The following is a 25,657-nucleotide window of genomic DNA, read 5'->3' as shown; positions in this document are numbered from 1 at the left end:
CATCACAGCGGAGCACAACAGTAGGCTGCGTGCCATCAAATTCGGCATGGCGCGCAGCCTACCACCAATTCGAGTACCAGTTACTCCCTTCCGCAAAGAGACCGTGCACCACCAGCAATGACGATCGAACAAACCAAAACACACAATGTCAGGAGTAGAAAACCTGTTGCGGTCTGATCTCCTGTCTGAGCCAGACTCGTCGCCGCAGAATTCTCATTGGTATCACCCTCATGTTTAGAGTCTTTGTTATCAGAGGGATCACTTGTCAACGAACCATCATCTACATTTGCACCCAAGTCGCTTCCCTTGCCATCCTCAGTTTCACCATCCAAGGGCTCACCAGTGAGAGAGTTGCCAGGAGTATTGGTGCCTGACGAACTCTCGTCACCAGGCTTATTGTTACCTGAACCGTTAGGGTCATCCGTAAGGTTTCCAGTTGGAGGAGTATCACTTCCAGGAACATCCGGAAGGTTTCCAGTTGGAGGAGTATCACCTCCGGGAACATTAGGAAGATTTCCGCTCGGAGGAGTGTTACCTCCAGGAACGCTTGGAAGGTTTCCACTCGGAGGAGTGTCGCCTCCGGGATTTTCGGGCTCCTCGCTTTCAACTGGCAGTACGGTCAATTCACACGATGCCGATGCGCCGTTTGTCTCGGCACTTATGATGGCCTCTCCTTTGCCATGCACAGTAACAAGACCATTTTGGTCAACCGTTGCAACAGACGGATCCGACGAGCTCCATATAATTGTTCCAGCTCTCCACTCAGGAGTTGCTGTTGCCACAAGGGCAAAGGGAGAAGCATTGGTATACAAAGTCTTGCTGGTTTCGCTCAGCCGAACATGCAAAGGTTCAAGCAGATCCTTGGATGTTGCGTAGGTTCCAGCAACGCCTTTTGGAATGGTGGTCGGAACAAACGCTTCTCCTGCTTCGTTATACCAGGTTTTATCAGGCAAGTAACCCTGTAAGGTGAAGTCTTTGCCAAACTCGACGACCTGCAATGAGTCACAGTCATCAAACACGCTTCGCAAACCTACCGTATCTAACGTTAACGTACTGAACGATTTGGCATTCAGGACAGCTAAACTGGTGCAGCCATAAAACATGTCGTTCACGTACAGAAGAGACGAGGCGTCAAGAGCGCTTAAGTCAATGGCGACCAGCAAAGAACATCCGCGAAAGAGATCACACATATCCGTGACCTTGGAGGTCTTTAATGTAGAGAGATCGATCTCTGAAAGCGAGCTACACCCTTGAAACATACGAGCAAGCGAAGTTGCATTCGAGGTATCGAGGTTTTCCAAGCCCTCAATGCGCTCCAGACTATGCAGACCTCCAAAGAGATAATACGCTGTATCACTACATACAACCGATCCCTCTATGTGAAAGACAGCACAATCTGCCGCATCTGACCAAGGCCAAGTTTCTTCAAAAACGTAAGACAACTCACTCTGCTGAGGCAAAACACCTTCGGCGCTATTCCCCATCGGGCGCAAAATGATGCTGTCGCCTTCCCTTCTCCATTCACATGTCCCAATCTGCTCCCAACCAGGAGTTACGGAAGCGTCGCTTTGCAACTGCGCTTTGTCTCCAGTCGCTAAAGCATCATTGACTTCCTCAATTAAATCCTGTGCTGGAGCCGACAGGTTCTCCTCCCCAGCCCAAGCCGTCGGGACTAAAGCTGCCGCCATCAGGACGGACAGACAAGTTGAAAGAAAAATCTTTGTTACACGCTTCATTTCGTCATCTCCCTGAGTACCTAAAGAAACATCACAAAGGTAATAAGCTTAAATGGAGCCACCTCATCGTCATAACCTGTTTCAATGATGGCCTGCCCCGTCTGAGCAGGAAGTCCGAATTCGTCACGCAATTCATCTTCGGGCATCCGATAATAGTTTTCATTTGTTAGGTCATAACCTTGCGGCTCCGGAAAGCCATTACCTACAGCAGGAGAGCCACCATAGATATCAAATTGCACCAAGTATTCTTTGTCATTGATAGGGACCAGATTCGTTGCTTTCGCTATTCCCCAAGGAACTCTGTCATCAGAAACAGAGGTATATACATAGCCATTAACGCAACGTGAATAGTTGTTAAAAGTGTTTTCACTTATAGAAGTTTTTAAATAGGTTTCAGCATATTCATTGAGCACACTCACAGGAATTCGGCTATTAGCATGTGCTTCATACTCGGGTTCATCGGTCGGTAAAATTGCTGATGGATCATTAAGCTCTGTATAAACCAAAGCAAAAGCGAAGACATACCGCTGAGCGGTGGCAGTATTGCTTGCATCATACTGTTGGAAAAGATTGCCAATCTCGGTAAAGTTAGAAAGATACTTATTAACCAAAAAGGCATCTTCCTCATCGCTAAGATCAAGTGCATTCGGATCCACGGGTGCCTCTTTGCGCTCGCGCTCTTCAACCTCTTCGCGCTCAGCGGTTGACACCATGGCATCGTCACTGGCATCCGATTTCGGTTCAGAAGCCTCATCTTCATCAACCGAAGCTTCGTCAAGCTCTGTTGGGATAACCGTCTCCGTTGCATCAGATGACTGATCTATGCGAATTACCCCTGATGCAAAAAGCGCAACCACAGCAACAACTGCCAAAAGCACAACGATCAGAACCACAATCAAACCCACAGGCTTTTTCTTCGCCTTATTTGTTTGCGATACGTCTGAGTTGATCTGGTTTGAGGTATTAGTAATAGGAAGCGAAGGAGCGGTTGTTTGCTGCGGATCACCTGCTGTAACAGGCGCCCCACAGGATGTACAAAACGCCTTCCCTTCAATCAGTGGCGCACCACATGTGGTGCAATATTTTTGTTGGGACATACTCTCCTCTATTCGTTACCTTAAGCAGATTCAACTTGCTCGTCAACAGCTTGAGCAACTTCGCGCATCAAAGAAAGCGCACGGTCGTTATCTATGCCGTCAGCCATAACAACAAGAACGTAGGGATGATCCCCTTCGACAATACCGCCATCGATTTGCATATTGGTTAATGTTCCGGTTTTATGGGCGAATACTTTTGAAGAAGGCAATCCAGCTTGAAGCCCCGAATTATCAGCTTGCATCTCCAAGAACTCCAAAGCCATATCACTTAATTCAGGGGAATAAAATTTCCCCTCTTGAATTTGCGCAAAGATTGATGCGATATCGTCTGCCGACATCATGTTTTGTATTCCGGCGGAGATGGCTTCTTGATCCATCATCAAACGTCGAAGTTCACTTGAGGTTAATCCGAGTTTCTGCGCTTCATCATTGATCGCACTCATGCCAAGCAGCTCGATCAGCATATTTGCTGCGGTATTGTCGCTTTCTGAGATCATGCAATATGCAAGCTCTCCTAAAGTGTATTCCGTATTCGGATCGTCATACTGAATAACACCAGTGCCGCCCACAACATCAGATGCCTTCATGGTCAGGACATCATCCATACTGAGCGCATTCTGTTCTGCTTGATCAAACAGTTCAGCTAAAACTACCAGCTTAATCATACTTGCCGCTGGTTGACTGACGCCCCCTCGCACACTGAAAGCTTCGCCACTTTCAAGATCTACGAAAGCCACCGAAACAGAACCGCCATAAGGGGCAATGATTTCGTTAAGCTTTGATTCCAATGAATCAAAATCAATCTTATTGGGCGCATCCATTTTTTGTTGTGGCTTATCAGGTTTCTCGCGATCTGCCGCAGAGATTAAATTTTTTTCGTCTGCATTTACAGTGTCTTCGGGAGCTTGAGTTTCTTCTGAGCTGGTCGTTTGTTCAGCTAATGGCTCATCTTCCTCCTGGTTTCCCAAAAACGAGCACGAACTCATAGCTATTGCAACAGACATACCAAGGACTATTGCCAAAAAAGCACTCCCCAAACGGCGCATGATCCAGCATGTATTATGCTTAACTATGAAACTTGTTTGGCTTCCCATGGCTTACATCCCCACAATTCGTTTAGTTTCTCTTCGGATTTACTGGAGCAGCACCCGGATAAAGCTCCTCGTATTCAACGAGATATTTATTCTTATCGCTATCTGGTTCGTTGTCTTTCTCAATCGGAGCAGTAATTGCATCCTTGTCATGCTGAGGATCTTCGCTATCAATACTTAACTCCAAGGATTCAACGATCACTGAGATGCGCTGTACGCAATCGTAATAACAAATGCATATTTTTTCGTATGATTCACTATTAATAGAGCCTGCTGGAACATCCAGTTTCATCACGGCTTCATAGGACTCATAGACATCTTCATAGAGATCAAAAGCATCACTGTAGCACTCATAGCGTTTATCAATGGATGGGTTGAAAACAACATCATCGTAGTCATTCATCGCATCTTTAATTTTTTGATTCATAAAGCTGAGGTCGTCGTAATAAGACGTCAATTCGCTATAAAACTCCAGTTCGTCTTCGTCAGCCGAAGGATCAACCTTTGACTTTGCATCAAGCGCTTCCTTGTCCTCTGCCGAATCTGTAGCTGCGGAATTAGTATCGGTGTCATCTTCCTCATTTGCCGACGGATCATTGACGACTTGCTCAGTGTCCTGGGCTTTTTGTGCATCATTTGATTCACCGAAGGGGATAATCCCGAATGCAAACAAGGCAACTACAGCTGCAACCAAAACAAGCACAAGCACAACAACTAAAGCAATAATTGGTCCTTTACCCTTCTTTTTCTGATTTGACGAAATCGAAGGATTTGTAGGATTGACAGCTTGGGCTGGAACCTGAGCCTGAATCATGGGTTGTGCCTGAGGTGGCATCTGCATGACTGCTGGCATTTGAGCAGTTTGATCCCAGACCTGTTTTGATACTACTCCAGGCTCATGAACTGCACTTGTTGTGCTTGGTTCTTGCGACGCGTCGCCTGATAAAGACTCTTTAACTCCACTACCAACCGGCGTGCCGCAAGACGTACAAAAGGCCTGCTTGCCGTCTAACGGCGCGCCACATGAAGTGCAAAACTTTTGAGCGCTCAAAGCTTTTCCTTCCAGTTTGCAAAGTATTAATTCAGAAACTTTAAGGCGCCGATAAGCGGCACAACTTTGGCTTTGCCACGAAGCGTGTTGATAATGGCAATAATCTGAAGTACGCCGAGAACAACCATCGCAATGCCGGCAAGAGCAGGAATAATAAATGTCCAGGCCAATAAAACGAGCACGCAAAACAAGAGTATTTGAGTTACCAAAATTAGCATTGCCTGGCGTGCATGAAACTTTGCATAGGGAGAATCCTTTGCCGCAAGCAAAGCGACAATAACACCGACAATTCCAAGAAGGTAAGCCCCTAGTGCATATACTTTATTTTCCGAAATATCACGTGAATCAAATATGGCAGTCCAATCTTTGCCAAGATCTACCTCTACAGTATTGTCCACCGGAACGCCGGCAGGTATTTGCTGGGTATAAGCGGCCGGATCAGGTGCGGGATTCGGCATCTGAGCGGCAGCTTGCTCTCCTGCTGTCACAGGTGCAGCGGCAGGAGCTGCTGTTGGCATTGGTGCCGTTGCTGGAGCTGGCGCAGACGCGGGCTGCGATGCTGCAACAGGGCTACCGCAATCGGGACAAAATGCAATTCCCTCAACAATTTGCGCGCCACAATTAGTACAAACAGGCATGGTTGTTCCCTTCTCAATACTGGTAGCTCTATACCCCCGATAATTCAACGCCCGTAAAGTACCACCTGTTGACGAAAAAAAGTTGTACAACATTTTTCTCTGGTGGCAACACTGAGAGGAAATCCAACCGCTGTCTAAACCAAGGTGTGTTTGCTGTCATTTGAGCCATTACCGCACATCCAAAAAGACAAACAAAACCGCACCTACATAAAAGCTAAGAACAGAGATTTAAAATGAAAATCCAGTTGATGTTTTCGCATAGGGTAAAAGCATCAACTGGATTCGATGTAGGAAGATATGCAGTTCGTAGAAGCAAACAGTTAAGCTAGACCAACATAGAATGAAGTTTAGAACCAAGGCTTCTTGCCAACAACATAGGTTTGATAGAACTGTTCATCGGATTTGGTGAGATATATAACGCCCTCAATAATTCCAATGGATCCCATGACAATACCACCTAGGCCAAAAAATATAGAACCAACAAGTGATACCACCAACATGATGACAGCCGCTTTGGTGTAGCCAAGATAGAACTTATGGATGCCAAGTGACCCCAGGAAGATGGCCAGCAATCCAGCAACTAGTTTACTCTTTGTTGCGGTTTGCGGTGCAGCATTGCTAACAGGTTGTTGAGCTACATAGCCGCCGGGCTGGGTTGCATAAGCCCCTGCTTGCGGGACTGTCTGACCAGCTCCCTTAGGTGACTGAGAAGTGAAATTGTCACTCATGATTTCCTCCTTCAATATAGATTTGTTTTGCAGTTTGCTTTTCGACACGAAATATCTTCCCCAGATATACCCAAAAAATAGCACGTGATCAGCAGTTATTGTTGTACAACATTTTCAAATGGTAGTATGACGAAACGCGACTTTTTAGCCCTGTTTACAAGGGGTTTGCGCACTCGATGTACTGCAGCCAGTAGAAGCAAAAAGCGCCATAGCCAGTCAAATCTTTCACACAACCTGTCAGAAGAGACTGCTGGATGATGATAGGAATAACCCAAGCTAGGAAGAAATCCCTAGCTTGGGCTATTATTGACTCTTAACAACACTCTTCTCATATTAAAGGCGCACAAGCGATCACTTATGCGCCTTATTAGTCACACCTATACAGACTGTGCGCCCTTGACCTAGAAGTGCGACATAGGCTGTACAGATGCATTATTTAACTCTGTAGTTAATTTAACCTCTCGCGCGATCCAGTTTATGCTGTCTAACCAAGTCATATCCATGCATGGCAGTATCAGCCATAGTCCAATTTTTGGTCTGCCTCAGAAGATGGTTTCCTTCCGATAGATACTCGTTTGACGATTCAGCTAGATATGATTGATATTGCGTCTCACGCATAGTTTGTTCTGCAACCAACTTCATTGCATCCATGACCTCAAGAGTTTTCTCTGCAGTCTCAGCGCTTTTCCGCGCAAGTGTCAAATCAACATCTTTGTCGAAACGCTCAATTGCAAATTTCAAATCATAAGATGATGTACCCATAAAAGCCGATATAAACGTCATAGCTGCAAGATTTCGATAATTTCCAGGAACAATGTTTACTGCATATACTTCTTCGAGCGTTTTTCGGACACACATAATAACTTCCAGTAGTTCATTGCGTTCAGTCTCCCACGAAGGTAACACAACGTCTTGATAGTGCTTAAGCTCATCTTGGTAAGCAACTAAGGCCACATTATTATATGTTTCTAGAAGTTTTTCATACCTTCTGTCTGCTTCGTTTTCTGCCTCAAGTTGTCGAATATTATTGTCACTATCAATTCTTCTACATTCAGCCACATACGGTTCTGAGTGCCGAATCTCTTCAATAGCCTCCTCTTGCATACGATTACGCTTGGAAAATCCAGCAGATACAATAATAATCCAAACTAAAGGACTTCCAAAAAGTGCAAGCGGAGCTCCTAAGAGCATATTCCCTGAAACAGCCATAGGAACACCGAAAATGATCGACAATACTGAAGCTCCTAAAAGAAGTAAGTATACTTTCGGGTAAGGCTGTTTGGGGGCTTCAATGCTTGGATAAGGAATTCTATCATACTCAACTACAGGCCTCTGAGGCATTGGAGGCTCATTTGGAGCTGGCGGTTGAACATTCAATTTATTCAATTGCTTATTTAGTTCAGCAAGCTTGTTTTCCAAAACATAAGCTGTAGTCACAGCTTCAAGTTCATCTTCACGCGTCACAGTATTCATAGATCATCTACTCTTTTCCGTACCTATTTGAGCACTTTTTAAGGTACTCTTAATGATTTCTAAACATTCTTTTCAGAGATTCCGCAGCTTAGCGTGCAGCTAGATGTCCTTTATGCTCTACTTTCAGCAATTTCCGCAAGTGCAATCATGCCATCCTTTGTGTGGATAAATGCTTCCATTGCTTACCATTCAACATACAGTGACACCAACGCCACACAAGAACGAGTCCAAATCAGGCTCATCATCAATCATGTCTTATGCAAACTAATCCAAAAGAATCTGACCTCATTAATCCCCATATCAGACAGATGGCGTCAACAGCATTGGCCAGTCACTCATTAAGACCTGTTGATGTAATGAACCCATAATTCTTAAGAGACCGAAAAAGACACCGTCCCTTAAGCAATCTCCCATAATGGACTCTTTGTAACACTCTTAGCTTGCGTGATCGCAATTACGACACCCAATGTCAGCGGCCCAAGTTGTTAGCAGGCCGACAGGTCTTATACAAGCCAGTCGCCTTGTTTTCAGCAATGGTTTTTGATACTGAATATGACACGCCTCGCCCCTTTCCTCTCTTTAATACATAAGCTTTCGCCTTTATCCATTGCCCCCCTTTTTTGAACAGGAACTACGGAGCTTAAACACAAATAATGTCCAAGCTTCATGCCGCGGTAACCTTATCATTGAAAAACAAGAATATGTTGCACAACATTTTCTAATGGCAGCATGATGAGGCGTGACTCATTAAGCCCTGTTGACAAGGGGTTTAAACACTACGGTATGAGAGATTTCATGACTTACGAAGCGCCTTGCATCACCACAAATTGCGTTCGTGCACCCAATAGCAATTCGTCTCCTGGAACAATCTCAACTCCATGAAGATTATCCATGTCCACCGACCCATCGGGGTGCTCAAGCTCAGGTGTGAGTTGAATCTGTGCGCCATCAGCCGCACGCGTCAAAACCGTACCATTGCGCGATGCCAAATCTGTCACCCGCCACACCCCATACTCATCACACCAGATATGTGCATGCCTTCGCGAGACATCACGCTCAACCAAAGCAATGTCTTCGTCCCCGGTTGCCATAGCCCCTATGGTCGCACCCGGCCCTTCAGGAGAAATCCAAGCAGGCGCACCAATAACAAACCCATCTTTGACGCGCAGCAAGCACAAATATCCCATGTGCTGTTCTTGGGAGGTTTTGGTGCCTTGCGCACTGCCATGCCCGGTGATCGACGGTGGCGTAGCCAATGTGTTTGCCTGATGAGCGTGCGAAAATTCGTCCACTGCTTCTGCGGCTTTGGCACTTGATGCGCTACAGCCAGCAGACACAAAGAGCACCATGGCCAGTTCAGCCTTTTCGTCAACGGATAAGTCTTCTTGGGCGGCAATGCGATCTAATACGTTGTTGTACAAACTGAGATCCTGGTGGTTCTCCTCCAGGGCGTGCTTCATGAGCTCACCTGGGGCTCCATAAATTATGTCGAGGATCTGCTTGCTGGTAAGGGTTCGACCAGTTTTTGACTTCAGGCGCGAGATAAGCCGCATGGCACCCATGGCAGCATCGCCAAAATAATGCTCATCCAAAGAGACCACCGGTGCGTGAACAATAAAGCGCGAAAGCCAACTTCTATCATTAACCCTGCTCACGGGACTTGGACCATCCCCCATGGGTTTGCTGGAAAGTATGAGACTTGCCGTTTCTTTGTAGCTCACGCCACCCAAACGCTTCATGGTGTCAAAAAGCACACTGCACGGCGTTACGTTCGTCAAAACCACAGCGCACACTCCTTTATTCTCAAGCCTCGTCCGAAGCCACGTTATTTGATCCACGCAGCGTGTAATCAACCACCAGTGGGCACCAACCCGTCGCCGTTGCGGCAAAAAGCGCTATCAAGCAGCCTGTTTGCGCACCCGACGGCACAACTGATGCACCGCCTATCACCACAACAAAAAGAGCGGCAATTATCCCAAGTGCCACAGTGGCGCGCACAAAGCGCATCCGAGGTGAAGCAGCGTTTTTCTTGCCTCGGGCAAGAAGCCCACAAACTGCGGGAATGAGCAAGCATGCGGTTATGAGCATGCCTGGCACATGAAACGACGTGGCGATGCCAAACCAAGCCACTAGCTGCACGTCATGCAAAAGCACTCCTGTACCAAGAGCTATTACTGCACAAAGTGCATAAGCAGCACCCTTGCTGATAAAACGAACCCGAGCACGCCTCAGGTTGCTGCCATTGCGAAGACTCTTGTAAGATTTTTGGGAAAGTGGCTGCTCAAGGGGCTCGCCCGCAAGCGCATGGCACACGTTATCTTCGTAATGAATGACGAAATTTGACAGGGCATCACGAACGTCGCGCGGTACAGGGCGCGCATTTTGCTGAGCCGAGAGACATGCATCAATCACAAAAGCAAGCTGGTCATCTACCTGGCTTAACGCTTCTGCTACCTGCTTGGCAGAGGGCGCATCCTCAAGGTTTCCAACGGCTTTGCCCACCGCAAGCGCAACCTGGCTCTCGCGCATGAGCACCGCGCGAATGTCCGACGCCTGCTCATGAACCATAACAAGTTCAAGCGGCGTACTTTCAGTTTTGCGCCGGTAAGGTGAAAGCGGTGCGCCATCGTGATCCCCGCGCAGGTCAAAGGGAGGGCATCCCGCCAAAAGCGCATAGAGCACGCTGGCTGCGGCGTAAACATCTACAGCCGTTGACGTGCGCAACTGCTGCAAAGACGAGATATCGTTGGTCAGCATTTCAGGGGGTGCAAAGTCTGGCGTGGCTCCTCGCGGCGCCAAACCTCGGGTGGTAAGCGAAGGGTTAAACGCCAACGCGGCCGCAGAGCCAAAGTCAATGAGTCGCAAGTCAAATTCGCCCGCTTCGACCTGCTCGGACAGCGTGTGATCCTTCGTGCAAATCATGATGTTTGCTGGCGAAATATCCCGATGCACAAAGCCGCCCTCAATTACATCAAAGCGTGCAATGAGATCGAACAAATCCCTGCCAATACACGCAGCAGTCAGCGGCGAGAGCCGCCCGTCATCATCAAGAGCCAACTGGCGCGCCGCTTGGGCAACCGAGATGCCTTCAACCCATTCCATCACAATGGCCGGCACATCATTAACCAGGCCATAGCCGTACAATCGCGGAAATCCCTTGATACCTGATACCGTCTGGTGGCGCTCATATTCTTGACGAAACGCCTTGGTGAGCAGCTCTCTTTGGTAGGCCTGCGACGATGCATCGGCGTCATCTTCGTCTTCGCCATCTGTAAGCTGGGTCTCATCAGGCAGGGTGAGCACTTTGAGGGCGAAAGTTTCGCCATGAGCGTTGATGACCGGCGTCACGCTCCCAAGACCGCCGCGCCGGGTGCGCTTATCGTCAGCAAATAAGGTCACAAATCTGCTGTCATAGGCGCCGCGCTTTTCAGCAGCCATGCTTACCGACGGCTCAAAGTTATTCAGGTGCACCAATCGCAACATGCTCATGGAGTCAAACGGGTGCGACGCCGATTTATCATCAGAAGTTTCTGATGCGCGTTCATCAGCTTGCACGGTTTGACCTCCTTTTCTTTCATCATCAGTATAGCGAAGGGGCTGGTGAGTCTTTACGGCAATTCCTGGGGATGCCGGCTCTTTGTTTCCAACAAATGCGCGCTTATCGTAGTCTAACTGCGGCCTTTTTTGTTGTACAACTTTTGCGAAGCATCTGGGGCTTTGGTGCAAGGCAGCAGATGGGACGCGCGTGGGGTGTGCGGGGGCGAGCGCGGCGGAGCGCGGCGACCGGGACGGGCACGGCGGCGTGCAGGACGTGCGTGGATGACGAAGCTTTTGTGCTACCATGGCTGCATTCGCAAACCCAGACGGTTCGCATATCGGGCAAAAAACAAGGACATCAATGAAGCTGCATATAACTCATTTCACCATTTCAGATGCTGCCCCTACTTCACGGGACGCGTCGTACGTTGCAATCACTGCGAAAGCTGGCTCACGCAGAAGACCTTCGCGTTTTCTTACCGCAGTGCTCTTGGTAGTATGTCTTGGGCTGGGTAGCCTGAGTGCCGGAGTTGTCGCACTGACCCAAGCCGCCACCCACCCCCAGACAGCTTTTGCAGCCCAAAGTGCGGGGTGGAAGAAATCAGGGAACCGCTGGTGGTATGCGAATTCGCCCTCAGGTTTTGCTATCGGCTGGAAAAAGATTAGTGGTACGTGGTACTACTTCGATATGTCCGGCTGGATGAAAACCGGATGGGTAAAGACCAACGGTACGTGGTATTATCTCAAATCCTCCGGAGCCATGGCCACCGGCTGGACGCGCGTGGGAGGCGTTTGGTATTACCTCAAAGGATCGGGCGCCATGGCCACCGGCTGGCAGATGGTAAACGGCGTGTGGTACTACCTCAAGCCCAGCGGCGCCATGGCCACTGGTTGGGAACGCGTAGGTGGCGTTTGGTATCACCTCCAAAACTCCGGGGCGATGACCACCGGATGGCTCACTCAAGGAAATGCCACCTATTACCTCAAACCGTCCGGAGCGATGGCTACCGGCTGGAACCAAGTGGGTGGCCTGTGGTACTACCATTACAAGGCAAGTGGTGTCAGAGCTTACGGTTGGGCGAAAATTGGCGGCGTGCAATACTACCTCAAATCCAACGGCGTCATGGCTCAAGGCTTCACCACCATTAACAACAAGCAATACTATTTCGATCCCAGCTCAGGAGCCCAGCAACACGGATGGCTTTGGCTCAAGAGCGGCACCTACTATCTTGGACCAAAATCGGGACAAGTTGCCAAGGGTTGGCAAACCATCGATGGCAATAAACACTACTTCATGAAGGCCGACGGCAAAATGCGAACCGGATGGACAGTCTTTGACGGAGTGTGGTATTACTTCAAGCCCGGATCAGGCGTTATGGCGAAAAATGAGTATATCGACGGCTACGAACTTGATTCCCGCGGCAATCCGTATCGCGCTTATCGAGGGCACGCCTTAAACTCCGTGGCCGCAAAGCTTTCAGATGCGAAATACTTTGCCTACACCCTAAAGGACGGCAAAGCTTTCGTCACCGGTATTCGCACCCCTGAGAAAAACAAGAACTATGACATTGCCGTGCCAGCCACGCTGGGCGGCTGTCCTGTTGTGTCGTTTACTGACGCCATTGATTCAGGCACCATTGCCACGGTGGATTTGCGCGCCTGTCAATCTACCTTAGAGTCGGTCGACATCCGTGGTGCCGAAGCAGTATGGGCACAATGGAGCGCTTGTAAGCAAATCAAGAATATCTCCATTGGAACTAATAATCGCACCGTGTTCTACGACGACATGGTGGAAGTGGAATCCCTTGACACCAACTTTGATCTGTCGGGAGCCAAAAATCTTGAAAGCGTATATATCGAAGACATCGTGAATCTCACAGCATTCATCATGCCTCAAACGCCAACGCTCAAAAGCGTTCACGCGCTTCGTTGCAACTCTTGCACCAAGGCCATAGTAAGCAACGCACCCAACCTAGAAAACCTTTATCTGCGAGGATTTGAGAGAGCAACAACATTTGTGGTTTCCGGTTGCCCCAACATCACCCATTTAGACTTGAGCTCAACGTCATTGTCGTCTTTTGATCTCACGAAGTTCCCGAATCTTATTGAGTGCAATCTGGGTTACACCTACAAAATCACTACCGTTAATGTGAGCAAGTGTCCACACCTTGAATTCATTGGTGTTGCAGGACAACCTTTAACTCAGCAAACAAGAGACGCGCTCTTTGCGTGGAGAAATGCAGATCCGACCAAGCGTAGTTTGGTTATTGACGATAAATACTGGCAGCCCGGTGCTTGATGTCGCGCACTTCGCCCTATGACGTGGCCTTTTGGTAGTTTGCGTAGGCTGAGTCATACAGCGCCAGCGTCCCGTTGCCAGACAACGAAACACCACCGATCCACTCACTTTTGTGGGCTGCCGGATCGTCATAGGCAGCGCTGGCGCGCCATGTTTGAGCCAGCTGATTTGCCGCCGCCTGCGCATCGGCGTAGGCTTGAATAAGCGACGCCTTTCGCGAGCCATACCCCGCATAATCAAGCGCCGGCATGCCACTGAAGGTTCCTTGAGGATTAGACATAGCAATGTTGTTTGCCAGCGTCTGACACGAATCCGCTTGAGATTGGCGCTGACCTGCGGTGATAGTGTCGCAAAGCGATATAAACTGGCCTTGCAAATTCGAGAGCTCTCCTAGATAAGCACCAAGAGCTGAGCAGCTCTCATTAAAATATGCAATGGCCTGTCCTTCAGATATGCCACCCGTATCAGCGCCGCTGTCATCGGTAGGAACGGTGCTGCTTTGAGCACTGGCATCTGACGTAGCTGAATCGCTTTCGCTGGATACATCGGTATTACCCGCCGGTGAAGATTGGTTTGAAGCTGTACTTGCCGCACTGGGGTTTGGTGCTATTTGAGCTGCTGGTGTTTCCACGTCCGTTGCTGACGTTTCATCCTCGTCTTGGTCTTGATCTTGAGTACTCTCAGTCTCTGCATCTGTAACGTCTTCGACAGCATCCTTTGCGTCAGTCTTTTCGTCATGTGTATCAGATGCCTGATCCTGGTCATGATTGGCATCTGCAGAAGCCTCATCCGTGTTGGCGGCGTCTACAGCCTTAGAGCGCACCCCTTGCAACAGTGGCGCTTCTTGCGCTAGCGAAGGCACCACCGCAATGTACATACCAACGCCGGCAACCACCAATACAAACGAAAAAGCCGTCAGCATATAAAGGAGCGGAGACTTCGACGCTCGCCACGCTTTTCGCTGAGCTGCCTCCCAGCTTGTGGGTTTTTTCGCCATAAGTCTTCGCCCCCCCTTCGTCTTATCTGTATGCGTATCTCTTTTGGTTGCTATTCAGCGTCTTTCTCTGCAGCTTCAAGCTCCTCAGCCATGCCAGCCACAGCCTCACGAGCAATGTTTTCCTCTGCTTGTTGCACTTCTTTCGGCTCAGCATCTGCGCTTGGAGCATTCTCAATAGTGATATGGGCATGGTCAACAACCCATTGATTGGCCTTGTTGCGCTCGGCCATTTCACGTAGCGCAAACCCACGACCCTCTTCGTCCATCTGACGCTTGATAGCCTGAGGATCCTGCGGCGACATTGTTGCACATACTGCCAAAATATCGTCATCAGTAGTGGTTAGTTTCTCATGGCGAAATACCGCGTCAAGAGCATATCCCTGCACCAACATCTCGCGCGTTTGCAACATAAGCATCATGCTAAACTGCTGCTCTCCGCCCTGGCTTGCCACAAATTGATCAAATGACATTCCTTGCGCTGCTACCTGCGCTTGCATTGAAGCAACAAGCGTATCGCGCATGGCTTCGTAAACCGCATCTTCAATTTTTCCTTGGAAGCGCTTACCCAACTCAGCTGCTGCCACTTGCGCCTTCAACTGTTCATACTGAGGCTTCATGCTCATCATCATCGTGTCAGCAATGCCCTGGCGAAGCGCAGCTAAATTCGGATAAAGGGGCATATTTTTGGTTACCCACTCATCATCAATAGTGGGAAGCACCTTTTTCTGAATCTCTTTTACGGTAACCTTTGCATCAATTTTGTCGGGAGTCTCGCCAGGAAGCGTCGGTGCATCAAAAGAGAACTCTTTGGTTTCACCAGGCTGCATACCAATAATCTGCTCTTCAAAGCTTGGCGGCATAAGACCCATACCCAATACAAGTGTGCGCCCGTCAGTATTCAGTCCCTCAAGCGATTTACCGTCCACGGATGCCTCAAGTGCAAGCAGAAGACTATCACCAGCAGCAACCGGACGAGGCTCGTCGGTAATAAACTCTGCATAGCTTTCAGCCATGTAAGCAATCTGCTGATCAATTTCAGCCTCAGCAATTTCCATAGACGGAATAGTAATTGAAACCGGCTCATAGGAAGTCAGTTCATACTCAGGCTTAGGCGTTACCGTCATGGTAAACTCAAATGCCGCACCACGCTTTGGTTCTTCGCTATACACCGGTTTTGCCGGAAACGCCGGGACAAGATTGCGCTTATCTAACGCAAACGGCGCCAAAAAGTCAGCTACTTGCGAGCGAACCATATTGTCCAAATCCTTAATGCCCGCTTGCTGCTCAACAGCTTGTGCAACCGACTGACCAGGCTTAGGTTGAATACCCATCTGCTGGGCGAAAGCATATTGCGCCAGCGTAAACGCATGTCCAACCTCGGCTGGGGACGCAGCTGCCTCCAACAAAACCTTGCCACCGTCTAATTTTTTCTCAGTTACCTTCATAGGTATCCCTTCTAAAAACGCAAAACAATCTTGAGTAATTGTATCGAATTATTCGTTTGACTTAAGGCTTTCCACCATATTGATATGCTTGAGCTTCGGACGCATAGCCAAACGAACAATAAGGGTAAATCCAAGCGTGAGCACAAACGCAATAACAAAACTGAGCGCATGTATATCGCGACCAAACATCACCTGATCAACCTCGGCCGTAAGGACAATAAACCCTTCCATGCCAATCCCAAGCACAAGTCCCAACAACGCGCCCAACACTGAAAGTACGAGGATCTCCCTAAAAATATAGGCAGTTGTCTCTTTTGGCGTAAAGCCAAGCACTTTAAGTGTAGCAATCTCACGAACACGCTCCGTGATATTGATATTAGTCAAGTTGTATAACACGATGAATGCCAACGTTGCCGCTGCCACCACAAGTACAACAACAATCATATCAACGCTTCCAAGCATCGTCCGATACGTCTCAATGGACTCATCGTTAAAGGCAACTGTTTTGACACCGGGAATTGCGTCAAGGCGCTCCACCAAAGCACTTCGGTCTTGTGGGTTTGCACTTATTGCCAGATCGCAGTCATAGACCACAGGCTCACCCATAAGCGCCTCATAGAGCACCGGACCAATAAAGGCATAATGATAGACATAGTTTTCCACGATACCTGTCACTTGCGCCTGGTAACCTTCTCCAACCGCATTACCAAGCGTATCTTGCTTGGTGAGCGTGACTACATCGCCTATGCCTACCCCCAATTCAGAGGCCACTTTTTCTGTCAGCACAAAGCTGTCTGGCTCAAGAGCTACTGGAACATGACCATTGCGCGTGCGCATAAGGTAGAAATCAGAGAACCGTTCTGGCTCTTTGGGAACCATCACATCAACCGACTTGTCTGCAGCTTCAGGTCCAGAAACAAGCATATGCTCTTGCATAATCTCAAGATAATTTGTTGCATAGGCGGGATCAGAAAGCACTTCATTAACTTGTTCGCGATCAGCTTCAATAATATGATCATCGAGCGTCACGGTAGTGTCATAGTGCATGATTTCGAAATATTGCTTGTCAATAATGTCATTAATTGCATTTGACAAGCCCAATCCCGTAAGCAGAAGCGCCGTACAGCCCGCAATGCCAATCACGGTCATAATCAGGCGCTTTTTGTATCTAAAGATATTGCGAAGCGTTACCTTCCACGAAAACGTGAGTCGTTTCCACAAAGGAGTAATTCGTTCAAGCAGAATGCGCTTTCCCGCTTTTGGGGCGCGTGGCAGCATAAGCGCAGCGGGTTTTTCGCGCAACGTTGCCCATGCGGCAGCAGCTGTTGCAAAAAGCGTAATGCCCACGCCAAGCCCTGCAGAAAGCAGCGCAATCGGCACTGAAACAGGCAGCGGGAATGATGGAATAGGCACAAAATAAATGATGGCATACGCATTCATGATAATGAAAGGTAAAACCTGCGACAAAAGTAGAATGCCAAGAATGCTTCCTGAGACGCTTGCGAGTGCTGCATAGGTCAGATATTTCGAAGCAATACGCAAGCGCGTGTAACCAAGCGCTTTATACGTACCAATAAGCATGCGCTCTTCATCCACCATGCGCGTCATAGAAGTCAGTGCAACCAAAGCGGCAACCAAGAAGAAGATAAACGGAAATACCGCAGCAATATTATCAACGCGCGTTGCGTCTGCTTCAAACGAGGCAGCACCATAATTGGCGTCTCTATCCATGACGAGCCATTCAGGAGTTTCAAGATCATCAATAGTGCGCTGCGCATCGGCAAGCTTGCGCTCCGCATCGTTGAGTTCTTTATCTGCTTGCTCTTTGTTCTTGTTGTATTCCTCTAAGCCCTCGTCGTAGTCAGCCTGTCCTTGATCAAGCAATGCCTGACCGTCATCAATCTGGATCTTTGCTGCATCAAGTTGTGCTTGCGCGTCATTAAGTTGCTGCTCCGCCGATGCACGCTGTGCGTCCAGTTCAGCTTGCCCGCTTTCAAGCTTTGCTATGCCGTCGTTGTAGGCTTGCGCCTGCTCATCATATGCCGCCTGCTCGCGATCAAGCCGCTCTTTTCCTGCAGAAAGCTCTTGTTCGCGCGCATCAAGCTCGCTTTTTGCTTGTTGAAGCGGTTCTCGCTGACTTTCCAGCTGCTTAAGTTGCGCTTGCAAGCCCGATAGTGTGCCTTGCGCTTCGCTTTGCTGCTTTATGGCCTGATCACGTTGGGTATTTAACTGCGAGATAGACCCATCAAGCTCAGCAATCTGCTGACGAAGTTCAGCAATTTGACCCGCATTGGCAACAGGATCAGAGAGGAGTCCTTGCAACGTGGCATTAAGCCGCTCTCGCTGGGCATTGGCTTGCGCCAAAGCGGCATCAAGCTGATCAATGCCACTATTAGCCTGGTCGAGCCCCGCCTGTGCTTGCGATATTCCCGCCTGAATCTGAGCAACTCCTTCTTCAAGTTGCGCGGACTGGCGATCCCACTCAGCTTTGCCGGCATTCAATGCCTCTGAGCCCTCTTGCCACGTTGCCCATGCGGCTTCAAGATTCGTTTTTCCTTCTTCAAGTTTGGGTGTGGCTGCTTCAAGGTTTTTGCGCGCATCGTCTATTTCAGTTTGCGCCTCGTCAAGCTGCGCCTTTACATCCGCACGTTGCGTCTTAAGTTCAGCTAGCCCTCGATCATATTCGCGGCGCGCCTCATCAAGTTCGCGTTTGTTGTCTGCTATCGTCTGCGCAGCCTCGTCAAGCTGTGATTTTGCATCGTCAAGCTGCTTTTTAGCATCAGCCTTCTTGTCCTCAAACTCACGCGTGCGCTCATCAAGTGTTGCCTGAGCATCCTCTTTAAGCTCATTAACACGCGCTTGTTCGCGTGCAGGAGCAATGGCTTCAATGCTGCTCAGTACCTCCTGAACACGGTTGTCGTATGCATCGCTTGTAGCAAATTCGCTGGCAGCTCCCGCAACTTCAATAAATGCTTCCGTATAGGGGTAATCGGGCGAAAAATCAGATTCAGGGACATACATGAACTCCTGAATTGTTCCTGTTCCAAGATCAGTATTGCCAAGTGGAGATGAGGTTGCGTAGTACGGCGCATTAACAAAGCCCACTACCTTGTAGCTGGTTTGGGTGAGCACATCGCCTTGTTCATCATTCTCTGCAAGTTCATCTGACTCTGCTCCGCGTTCGTCTTGATCAGACGCACCATCTGCAGCATTTTGCCCCGTAGCATCATCTTCAAAAGACAGCTCAATAACATCGCCCAGCTTTATAGCAGCGTTCACTGGCAATGATTTTTGAATAACGCATTCACCCGGATTAACCGGCCAGGTTCCCTCAATCAGCACAAGTCTATTCAGATAATCAGCGTCATTTGAATTCACCGTCGTAGGGCTTACCTGATCACTTTCAAGCGCGGCACGAGGTAAGGAGTGAATTCGCGTTGCATATTCGTCTGCCCCAATAGTGGCAATGGCATCAGTTTCATATGCGGGCATTACCGCTGCTACCCCATCAATAGCTCGAAGCGCATCAATGTCAGCATCAGTGAGACCCAGCGTGGAAACCACGCGAATATCCATCAAATGCGTTCCATCAAAATACTGATCGGCGGCTTCATTCATATCAGGTGCAGTCATGCGAAGCCCAGCATAAAAACCCGTGCCAAGCGCCACAATGGCTGCAATAGCCAAAAAACGTCCCCAGGAATGGGTAATGGAGCGAAGTGTTTCTGTCGTAAAGATATTACGCACAACTAACCCGCGTTCTACCAGTCAACCGTTTCAGCCGAAGCGGGTTCGCTGTTAATTTCAACCTCAGCAACACGACCTTCGCGAACATGAATCACCCGATCCGCAATTTCGCAGAATGCCGAATTATGCGTCACGATCACAACCGTTTTACCCGTGTTGTAGCACGTATCTTGGAGCAACTTAAGAATTGCTTTGCCAGTCTGATAATCAAGTGCGCCAGTTGGTTCGTCGCACAGCAGCAGCTGCGGGTTCTTTGCCAACGCGCGCGCAATAGCAACGCGCTGTTGTTCGCCACCCGACAGTTGTCCGGGGAAATTGGTGAGCCTATGTCCTAAACCAACCTGGTTTAATACTTCTGTTGCATCAAGGGGATTCTTGCAAATTTGATTAGCAAGCTCAACATTTTCAAGAGCGTTTAAATTCTGCACTAAGTTATAAAACTGAAAGACAAAGCCAATGTCGTAACGCCTGTAATAGGTCAGCTCGTTTTCATTGAAGTCGTTGATATGTTTACCCGCTATTGAAATGGTTCCTGACGTGGGGCTATCCATACCACCAAGCATATTAAGCAGCGTTGTTTTGCCCGCCCCTGAAGGGCCGACAATAACCACAAGCTCTCCCGCCTCAATATCAAAGGTCATGCCGTCTACGGCAGCGACTTCCACTTCGCCCATGTGGTAGATTTTGCAAACATCGCGAAATTCAACCAGCGCCATTTGGCCGCCCCCTTAATTCTGTACCTCTGTCTCATGATAACGGATTGGACGGCAAAGCTTTAACGATTGCGCAGAATCGTTACGAAAGGCGACGCGAAAAGCCGCAGCTGCAATACGCCCTCTGCGCTCGTTTCCATTGGCACGTTCATCTTCGAGCCCCATCGTCAATGACCTGGTGTTATGCGGAGTTCCCCAGATCAGACGCTATGGCGGGTTGTGCCTGATTTGTATGGTTTTCATACAAATCAGGAAGAAGCTGCCATTTTTGAACACCCCTATTGACCTGGTGTTTTGCAGAGTTTCACCAGGTCAGACGGCATGGCGGGTTGTGCCTGATTTGTATGAAAACCAACTCCCGGAAAACCAACTCCTGGTAAAACCAACTCCCGGTTTTACACACTTTTTATCTCATAACCCACAGACGCGGCACCGAAGTGCCGCGTCCACAGAATTTCAAAGTTTTAGTTTCATGAGCGCTTGCTGCGCACGCGGGTGCTTATCAAAAGTACAGCTCCTGCTACCACCGCAAGTCCCGCACAGGCAGAAACCGCATTAGTCAGTGGATCAGCAGTTCTTGCAAGGCGAATCATAGAGCCCTTTGCACCTTCGCCTGAAACCACTTCACCGCTGACATCACCTGTGCCAAGACCGCCTACCCCATCCATTACATCGTTGTTTACAGAACCGCCCTGCGTGCCTGAAACAGAGTAGCGAATGCGTACAACAACCGGGTTTCCATCTTTGTCAAGATAGGTCACTTCAATGATGTGTTCACCGGGAACAGATTTATCTATAACGTCAACCTCTTCACCGTTTTTGAAGATCTTAACCTCTGGGTCTACGCCCTGCGGGATACGAGGATCATCACCAAGGATATCTTCAATCAAATCAATAATGTCCTCTTTTGTAAGAACTCCATCCTCAGGATCAATGGTGATATCGGTGTCAATATAAACAGGATCTCGGTCATCAGGCGTAGGGGTTGGCTTCTCATTTCCTGAACCGGTTGGAGGTTTAATCTCACCAGTAAATGCCAGGCGTACCTCTACAGAATGGTTTGAGGCGAAATCGTCAAAGACCCACATGCCTTTACCTACGATATCTGGATTATCTTTTGCGGTATACACAACGCCATCAATCGTAACCGAGACCACCTTATAGTCTTTGTCGGCGCTCCACATAACCTTATGCGGATTGGTGTCTGTCTTGCTTACAACTTGCGTACCAGTAACAGAGCCCTTACCACCAACAAGCTTGGTGCCAATGGTGCTGAAGAGATTTTCATCGTCGTAATCTGGAACAATGATTTCACTCTGAGGATCATCGGGATCTTGTGGAGTACCAAAAACAACCGTTACGTTGTGATCGCGAAGAATACCCGCAAAAGACACCGAGTTAGCATTCAGAAGGTCGTTGCGCTTAACGCCATCAACCCATACCTCTACTACACGAGCGCCTGGATTAGGCTCCCATGACACGGTTGCTTTTCCGTTCTTGTCAAGCGGGACAGAGGCTGATGGACCAACCGTACCCGGCCCTTTAGCCACGGCATCAATAAAGACATAGTAATCGTCTTGATCAGGTGTGGGCTTCTTGTTATCGGGATCGTTCGGATCATTAGGATCTGAACCGGAAGGATCGTTAGTGCCCTTTTCAGCCACTTGAATAACAACATCATGATTTGCTGCAATTGAAGTGAAGGTGTAAGAACCTCCTCGCGGATTTAGAAGATCGTCACGCAGCGCGCCATCAATCATGACAGAAATAATGCGCTTGTCCTGATCTGCTTTCCAGGTAATAGTGCGATTCTCGCCATGAGGAATGTTGACTTGCGTAGCACTAATGGTTGCTCCCGATCCACCAACAATGCTCGTCGTGATTGAGTACTTCTTGTTTGTTGTTGTTGGAGGCACGGGGTTATCAGGATCATTAGGATCCATGCTCAACACTGCATGAACAGTGCAATTAGCATCAACGCTGGGAAGCACGACCTCAACCGAACCATCTTCATGCGTAATAATCCAATCGGATGGAACGGGTTGACGAGCACTTCCACGGACAAGATAGATTTGTTCTACTTTCGATCCTTTTTGCGGCGTACACACCACTGACACATTAGTTGCTCCGTCAGCTACATTCTGAGCAGGAGTTATCGTACCAATACCACCACTCAGCGAAGTTGAAACTGTAAGATCTGTGGGATAGGTATTAATGTCACCTGTACCACTTGGAGCAGTAGAGCGATACACAACCTCTACCGATTGATCTTGGGTAATGTTTTTCAAAGGAATGGTATACACACCAGATTCATCAGTCTTATAAGTTGCTACGAATGCTTCATTTTCTTTTGAGCCAGTCTTGGGATTATGCCAATACTCATTAAAGACCTCTACGCCGTTAATAAGAACTTTTGACAAGACGGCGGTGTCGGTTTTTGCTTTAAAGGTAACGTCGTACGAGGAACCTTTCACGACCATTGACGAAGGAGTAATTTGACCCTCTCCCGCCAGCGATGTACGCACATAGGGAACACCTGACTGACCAGATGAAATGCGCTCAGTAAGCACCTGAACTTGATGTGCATGCGCTATATCGCTAAACGAAACACTCCCTGAATCGGTAGCTGCTATTGCAACACCATCAACAAGTACTGAAACAACCTTATAGCCCGGTTTTGTTGTCCACGTAACTTCAGCATCTGAGCCCTCTTTTACGCTCATGCTGGGGGTAATCTCTTGAATACCACCGTCGGTAATAGTGGTGACAGCGTAGGTAATGGTTCCGTCTTCATCTGTCTCAGGCGGAAGAGGATTCTCCTCTTCATCGTCCTTGTCAAAGACAACAACCACTTCATGGTCTTGGTTTTCAATCGGGAGACTTAAAGTACCCGTCGCTGCGCGAGCAGCCGCGTCTTCTACCAAGTCATCGCGAACTTGTGAGTCAACAAATACCGCTGAGACCGTACTTCCCTCATCAGCCTGCCAAACAATAGGAGCCACATCTTCGCCGTAATAGTTACCCGTACCTGTAACAGTTCCAGATCCACGACCAACGCCGCTAACGGTTACCGAATACTTTTTAGCATTTGAAGCAGTTTGAACAGTTTGCAAACCAAGATTTGTCAGCAAGAAATTGTGATGATTGTCTTGTTCGTCAACAAAGTTGCCTTGGATGGACGCACGGTTTGAATACTGCGTAAAGTCTTTCGTGCCGCGAGCTTTACCGTTAAAGGAGATCTCAAAGTAACCCTGCGTGGTAATAACCACCGAATCGCCTGCGCTATCTTCCTCAAATCCTTCCGCTTCTACCGTAAACGAACCATCAGTATTTTCTGAAACTTTCACATTTGCCATGCGGTAGGTTTCACCATTGGTGGCTCGGAAGTATGCTTTGACTGAATTCTTGTCAACTGAGCTAAAGCCATTAACAGTCACCTTGGCAACAGGATCAGAAAGACCAAGATATTGTTTGGTTTCGGGAGAGGTGTTCTCGCAAAGCATTACTGCACGCAAATCATCACCATCATCAGCATAAAAGTCACTTGTAGGTGAAACGGTATAGCCTTGATCTGAGGTAGCGTAGTGTTTGGTCAGGTTAGCAATTGAGAGCGAAGTCTTGAAATCAGGCGTTACGATCTCAAGTGCCAGACCAAGCACAGTAAGGGTTGTGGGGTTCAGGTTGGTAACTGCTTGCAGTACTACCTCAGTTTCACCACCATCCAATACCAAGCCAGCAGGGTTGGTAGCTTCACCCTTCTTTTCAACATCCATAACAGTCAGGTCGGTATTATGAAGAGAGATGTTTGTTCCCCCATTAAATTGTGACAACGCATTATTGTTGGATTGCTTTGGTGCTGGATCAAAGTCAGCATCAGTGAGATAATCGCGGTTATCTACGCGGAGATTGAAAAACTTTTGAGCAGAACGCAACTTAGCTGTATTAGCAATGTTTCCCGCAATACCCGCCGCACCTGCCTTTTTGGTGGAATATTGCAAGTTTTGATTACTATCACCAAAGTCAGAGCCATCCATTGCGATAACCAATTCGCCTGCTGGATCACCGACAACCGAAAGACCTTCGCCTGAAATGCTCACCGAACAATCGCCACCGTTTTTCACCGTGGTGCCACCAAGCTTAAGGCGCAGCATACGTGGAGCCACAGCCGTGTTTTCTTCAACTACTACAAGCTTCCATGAGCCGAAATAGTCACCGCCATAGCTATTAGACTCGTCTCGAGCGGCGGCAGGAATATTAATGGCCGTATACCAACCATAGCCTTCGCGCTTAACAAGGTCAGTTACATCGAAGAAGCACGAAGCACGTTGCTGAGAGTCATCGGTATAAACAACTTCTGGGAAATAACGACTTACCACGCCAGATGGCCCCATGAAGCTCACACCATAGTGCGCCAAGGGACATACCGACGCTGAGTTTCCCATGGCAGCATTTTGGCTAGCTGCAACAACCAGGTAGGCTTTATGAATAGTGACATCGCTTGACTGAGGATCCACCAAACGAGCTGAGCTGGAATTCACATTTGCGCGACCTGCTGTGGTGGTGCCTCCAATAACCCTACTCGTCCCACCAACGTTCATGTTGTCCATCTTGTAACCAACTAATGCCTCTTCATTGGTCACGCGCGATGAGTGAACCGCTTGACCAATAGCAGCATCAAACTTGCCTCGAACGTTAGTATTTCCCGTTGCGTTGAATTGATAAGGACCTACCAGTGACAAATATCCGTCCTGAAGCACATCTGCCGTAGCATTGTCAGGTAGTTTGGTTCCAGAAGAGGAAATCTTTTTACCAATTGCATCAATTACCAGTTTTGCCGAATCAGCCGACCCATAGGTATTGGCAAGCGCCTGTGGTTGGATAAGCTCATCAGCGGCCTGTTCAACTGCCTGTTCGTCTGCCTGTTCAGCTGCCTGCTCGTCTGCCAATGCAAACACTGGCCAAAGTCCACATGCAAGCAGGACCGCACATAAGACACTTACAGCTTTTTTAGCTGTGCGGCGACCACCTTGTAGTATTTGTGAGCGGTTCTTCTGTTTTACCTCTGCGCTTATCCGTGAAGGATTTTGCATAATCTCACCTAACCT

At 48.5% G+C, this 25,657-nt stretch carries 15 protein-coding genes; 1 reads left to right on the top strand and 14 read right to left on the bottom strand.

The genetic code is table 11. The features are described 5' to 3' along the window. Positions 1-80 precede the first annotated feature (80 nt). The 9 genes from NFR28_RS04830 to NFR28_RS04790 form a co-directional block, all read right to left on the bottom strand. Complete coding sequence (locus tag NFR28_RS04830) at positions 81-1,736, bottom strand: BspA family leucine-rich repeat surface protein (protein WP_251178696.1); 1,656 nt, start codon at positions 1,734-1,736, stop codon at positions 81-83. A gap of 20 nt (positions 1,737-1,756) precedes the next feature. Continuing rightward, complete coding sequence (locus NFR28_RS04825; RefSeq protein WP_251178695.1) at positions 1,757-2,833, bottom strand: zinc-ribbon domain-containing protein; 1,077 nt, start codon at positions 2,831-2,833, stop codon at positions 1,757-1,759. A 20-nt stretch (positions 2,834-2,853) separates the two neighbouring features. Then, positions 2,854-3,927 (bottom strand): serine hydrolase, encoded by a 1,074-nt coding sequence (locus tag NFR28_RS04820; RefSeq protein WP_251178694.1) that lies wholly within the window; start codon positions 3,925-3,927, stop codon positions 2,854-2,856. A 22-nt stretch (positions 3,928-3,949) separates the two neighbouring features. Next, complete coding sequence (locus NFR28_RS04815) at positions 3,950-4,975, bottom strand: zinc ribbon domain-containing protein (RefSeq protein ID WP_251178693.1); 1,026 nt, start codon at positions 4,973-4,975, stop codon at positions 3,950-3,952. A 26-nt stretch (positions 4,976-5,001) separates the two neighbouring features. Further along, positions 5,002-5,613, bottom strand: coding sequence for a magnetosome magnetite crystal formation protein family (locus NFR28_RS04810; RefSeq protein ID WP_251178692.1), 612 nt, complete (start codon positions 5,611-5,613; stop codon positions 5,002-5,004). A 347-nt stretch (positions 5,614-5,960) separates the two neighbouring features. Next, positions 5,961-6,341: a TM2 domain-containing protein gene (locus NFR28_RS04805; RefSeq protein ID WP_251178691.1), complete on the bottom strand. Its 381-nt coding sequence runs from the start codon at positions 6,339-6,341 to the stop codon at positions 5,961-5,963. A gap of 453 nt (positions 6,342-6,794) precedes the next feature. Continuing rightward, entirely contained in the window at positions 6,795-7,814 is a 1,020-nt protein-coding gene (locus tag NFR28_RS04800; protein ID WP_251178690.1) for a hypothetical protein, read from the bottom strand. A gap of 800 nt (positions 7,815-8,614) precedes the next feature. Next, positions 8,615-9,598, bottom strand: coding sequence for an FHA domain-containing protein (locus NFR28_RS04795; protein ID WP_251178689.1), 984 nt, complete (start codon positions 9,596-9,598; stop codon positions 8,615-8,617). Between the two features lie 19 nt (positions 9,599-9,617). After that, a complete protein-coding gene (locus tag NFR28_RS04790; RefSeq protein ID WP_251178688.1) occupies positions 9,618-11,369 on the bottom strand; it encodes a protein kinase domain-containing protein in 1,752 nt (583 codons plus the stop codon). A 343-nt stretch (positions 11,370-11,712) separates the two neighbouring features. On the opposite strand from NFR28_RS04790, the gene NFR28_RS04785 reads away from it, so the two are divergent. Next, positions 11,713-13,650 (top strand): hypothetical protein, encoded by a 1,938-nt coding sequence (locus tag NFR28_RS04785; protein WP_251178687.1) that lies wholly within the window; start codon positions 11,713-11,715, stop codon positions 13,648-13,650. A 16-nt stretch (positions 13,651-13,666) separates the two neighbouring features. On the opposite strand, the gene NFR28_RS04780 is transcribed toward NFR28_RS04785, so the two are convergent. The 5 genes from NFR28_RS04780 to NFR28_RS04760 form a co-directional block, all read right to left on the bottom strand. After that, positions 13,667-14,647, bottom strand: coding sequence for a RodZ family helix-turn-helix domain-containing protein (locus NFR28_RS04780; protein WP_251178686.1), 981 nt, complete (start codon positions 14,645-14,647; stop codon positions 13,667-13,669). Positions 14,648-14,697: 50 nt separating this feature from the next. Continuing rightward, on the bottom strand, positions 14,698-16,092 hold the full coding sequence (locus NFR28_RS04775; RefSeq protein ID WP_251178685.1) for a trigger factor: 1,395 nt from the start codon (positions 16,090-16,092) through the stop codon (positions 14,698-14,700). 48 nt (positions 16,093-16,140) lie between these two features. Then, positions 16,141-19,839 (bottom strand): FtsX-like permease family protein, encoded by a 3,699-nt coding sequence (locus NFR28_RS04770; protein WP_251178684.1) that lies wholly within the window; start codon positions 19,837-19,839, stop codon positions 16,141-16,143. A gap of 14 nt (positions 19,840-19,853) precedes the next feature. Further along, on the bottom strand, positions 19,854-20,555 hold the full coding sequence (locus NFR28_RS04765) for an ABC transporter ATP-binding protein (protein ID WP_251178683.1): 702 nt from the start codon (positions 20,553-20,555) through the stop codon (positions 19,854-19,856). Between the two features lie 467 nt (positions 20,556-21,022). Beyond that, positions 21,023-25,642 carry a hypothetical protein gene (locus tag NFR28_RS04760; RefSeq protein WP_251178682.1) on the bottom strand — a complete coding sequence of 1,540 codons (4,620 nt, stop codon included), beginning with the start codon at positions 25,640-25,642 and terminating at the stop codon, positions 21,023-21,025. Positions 25,643-25,657 lie beyond the last annotated feature (15 nt).

The sequence above is a fragment of the Adlercreutzia agrestimuris genome (assembly GCF_943193125.1).
In the GTDB taxonomy this organism is placed as follows: domain Bacteria; phylum Actinomycetota; class Coriobacteriia; order Coriobacteriales; family Eggerthellaceae; genus Xiamenia; species Xiamenia agrestimuris.
Note: the sequence above shows the minus strand (reverse complement) of the source record. Positions and strands in the feature narration are given on the sequence as shown.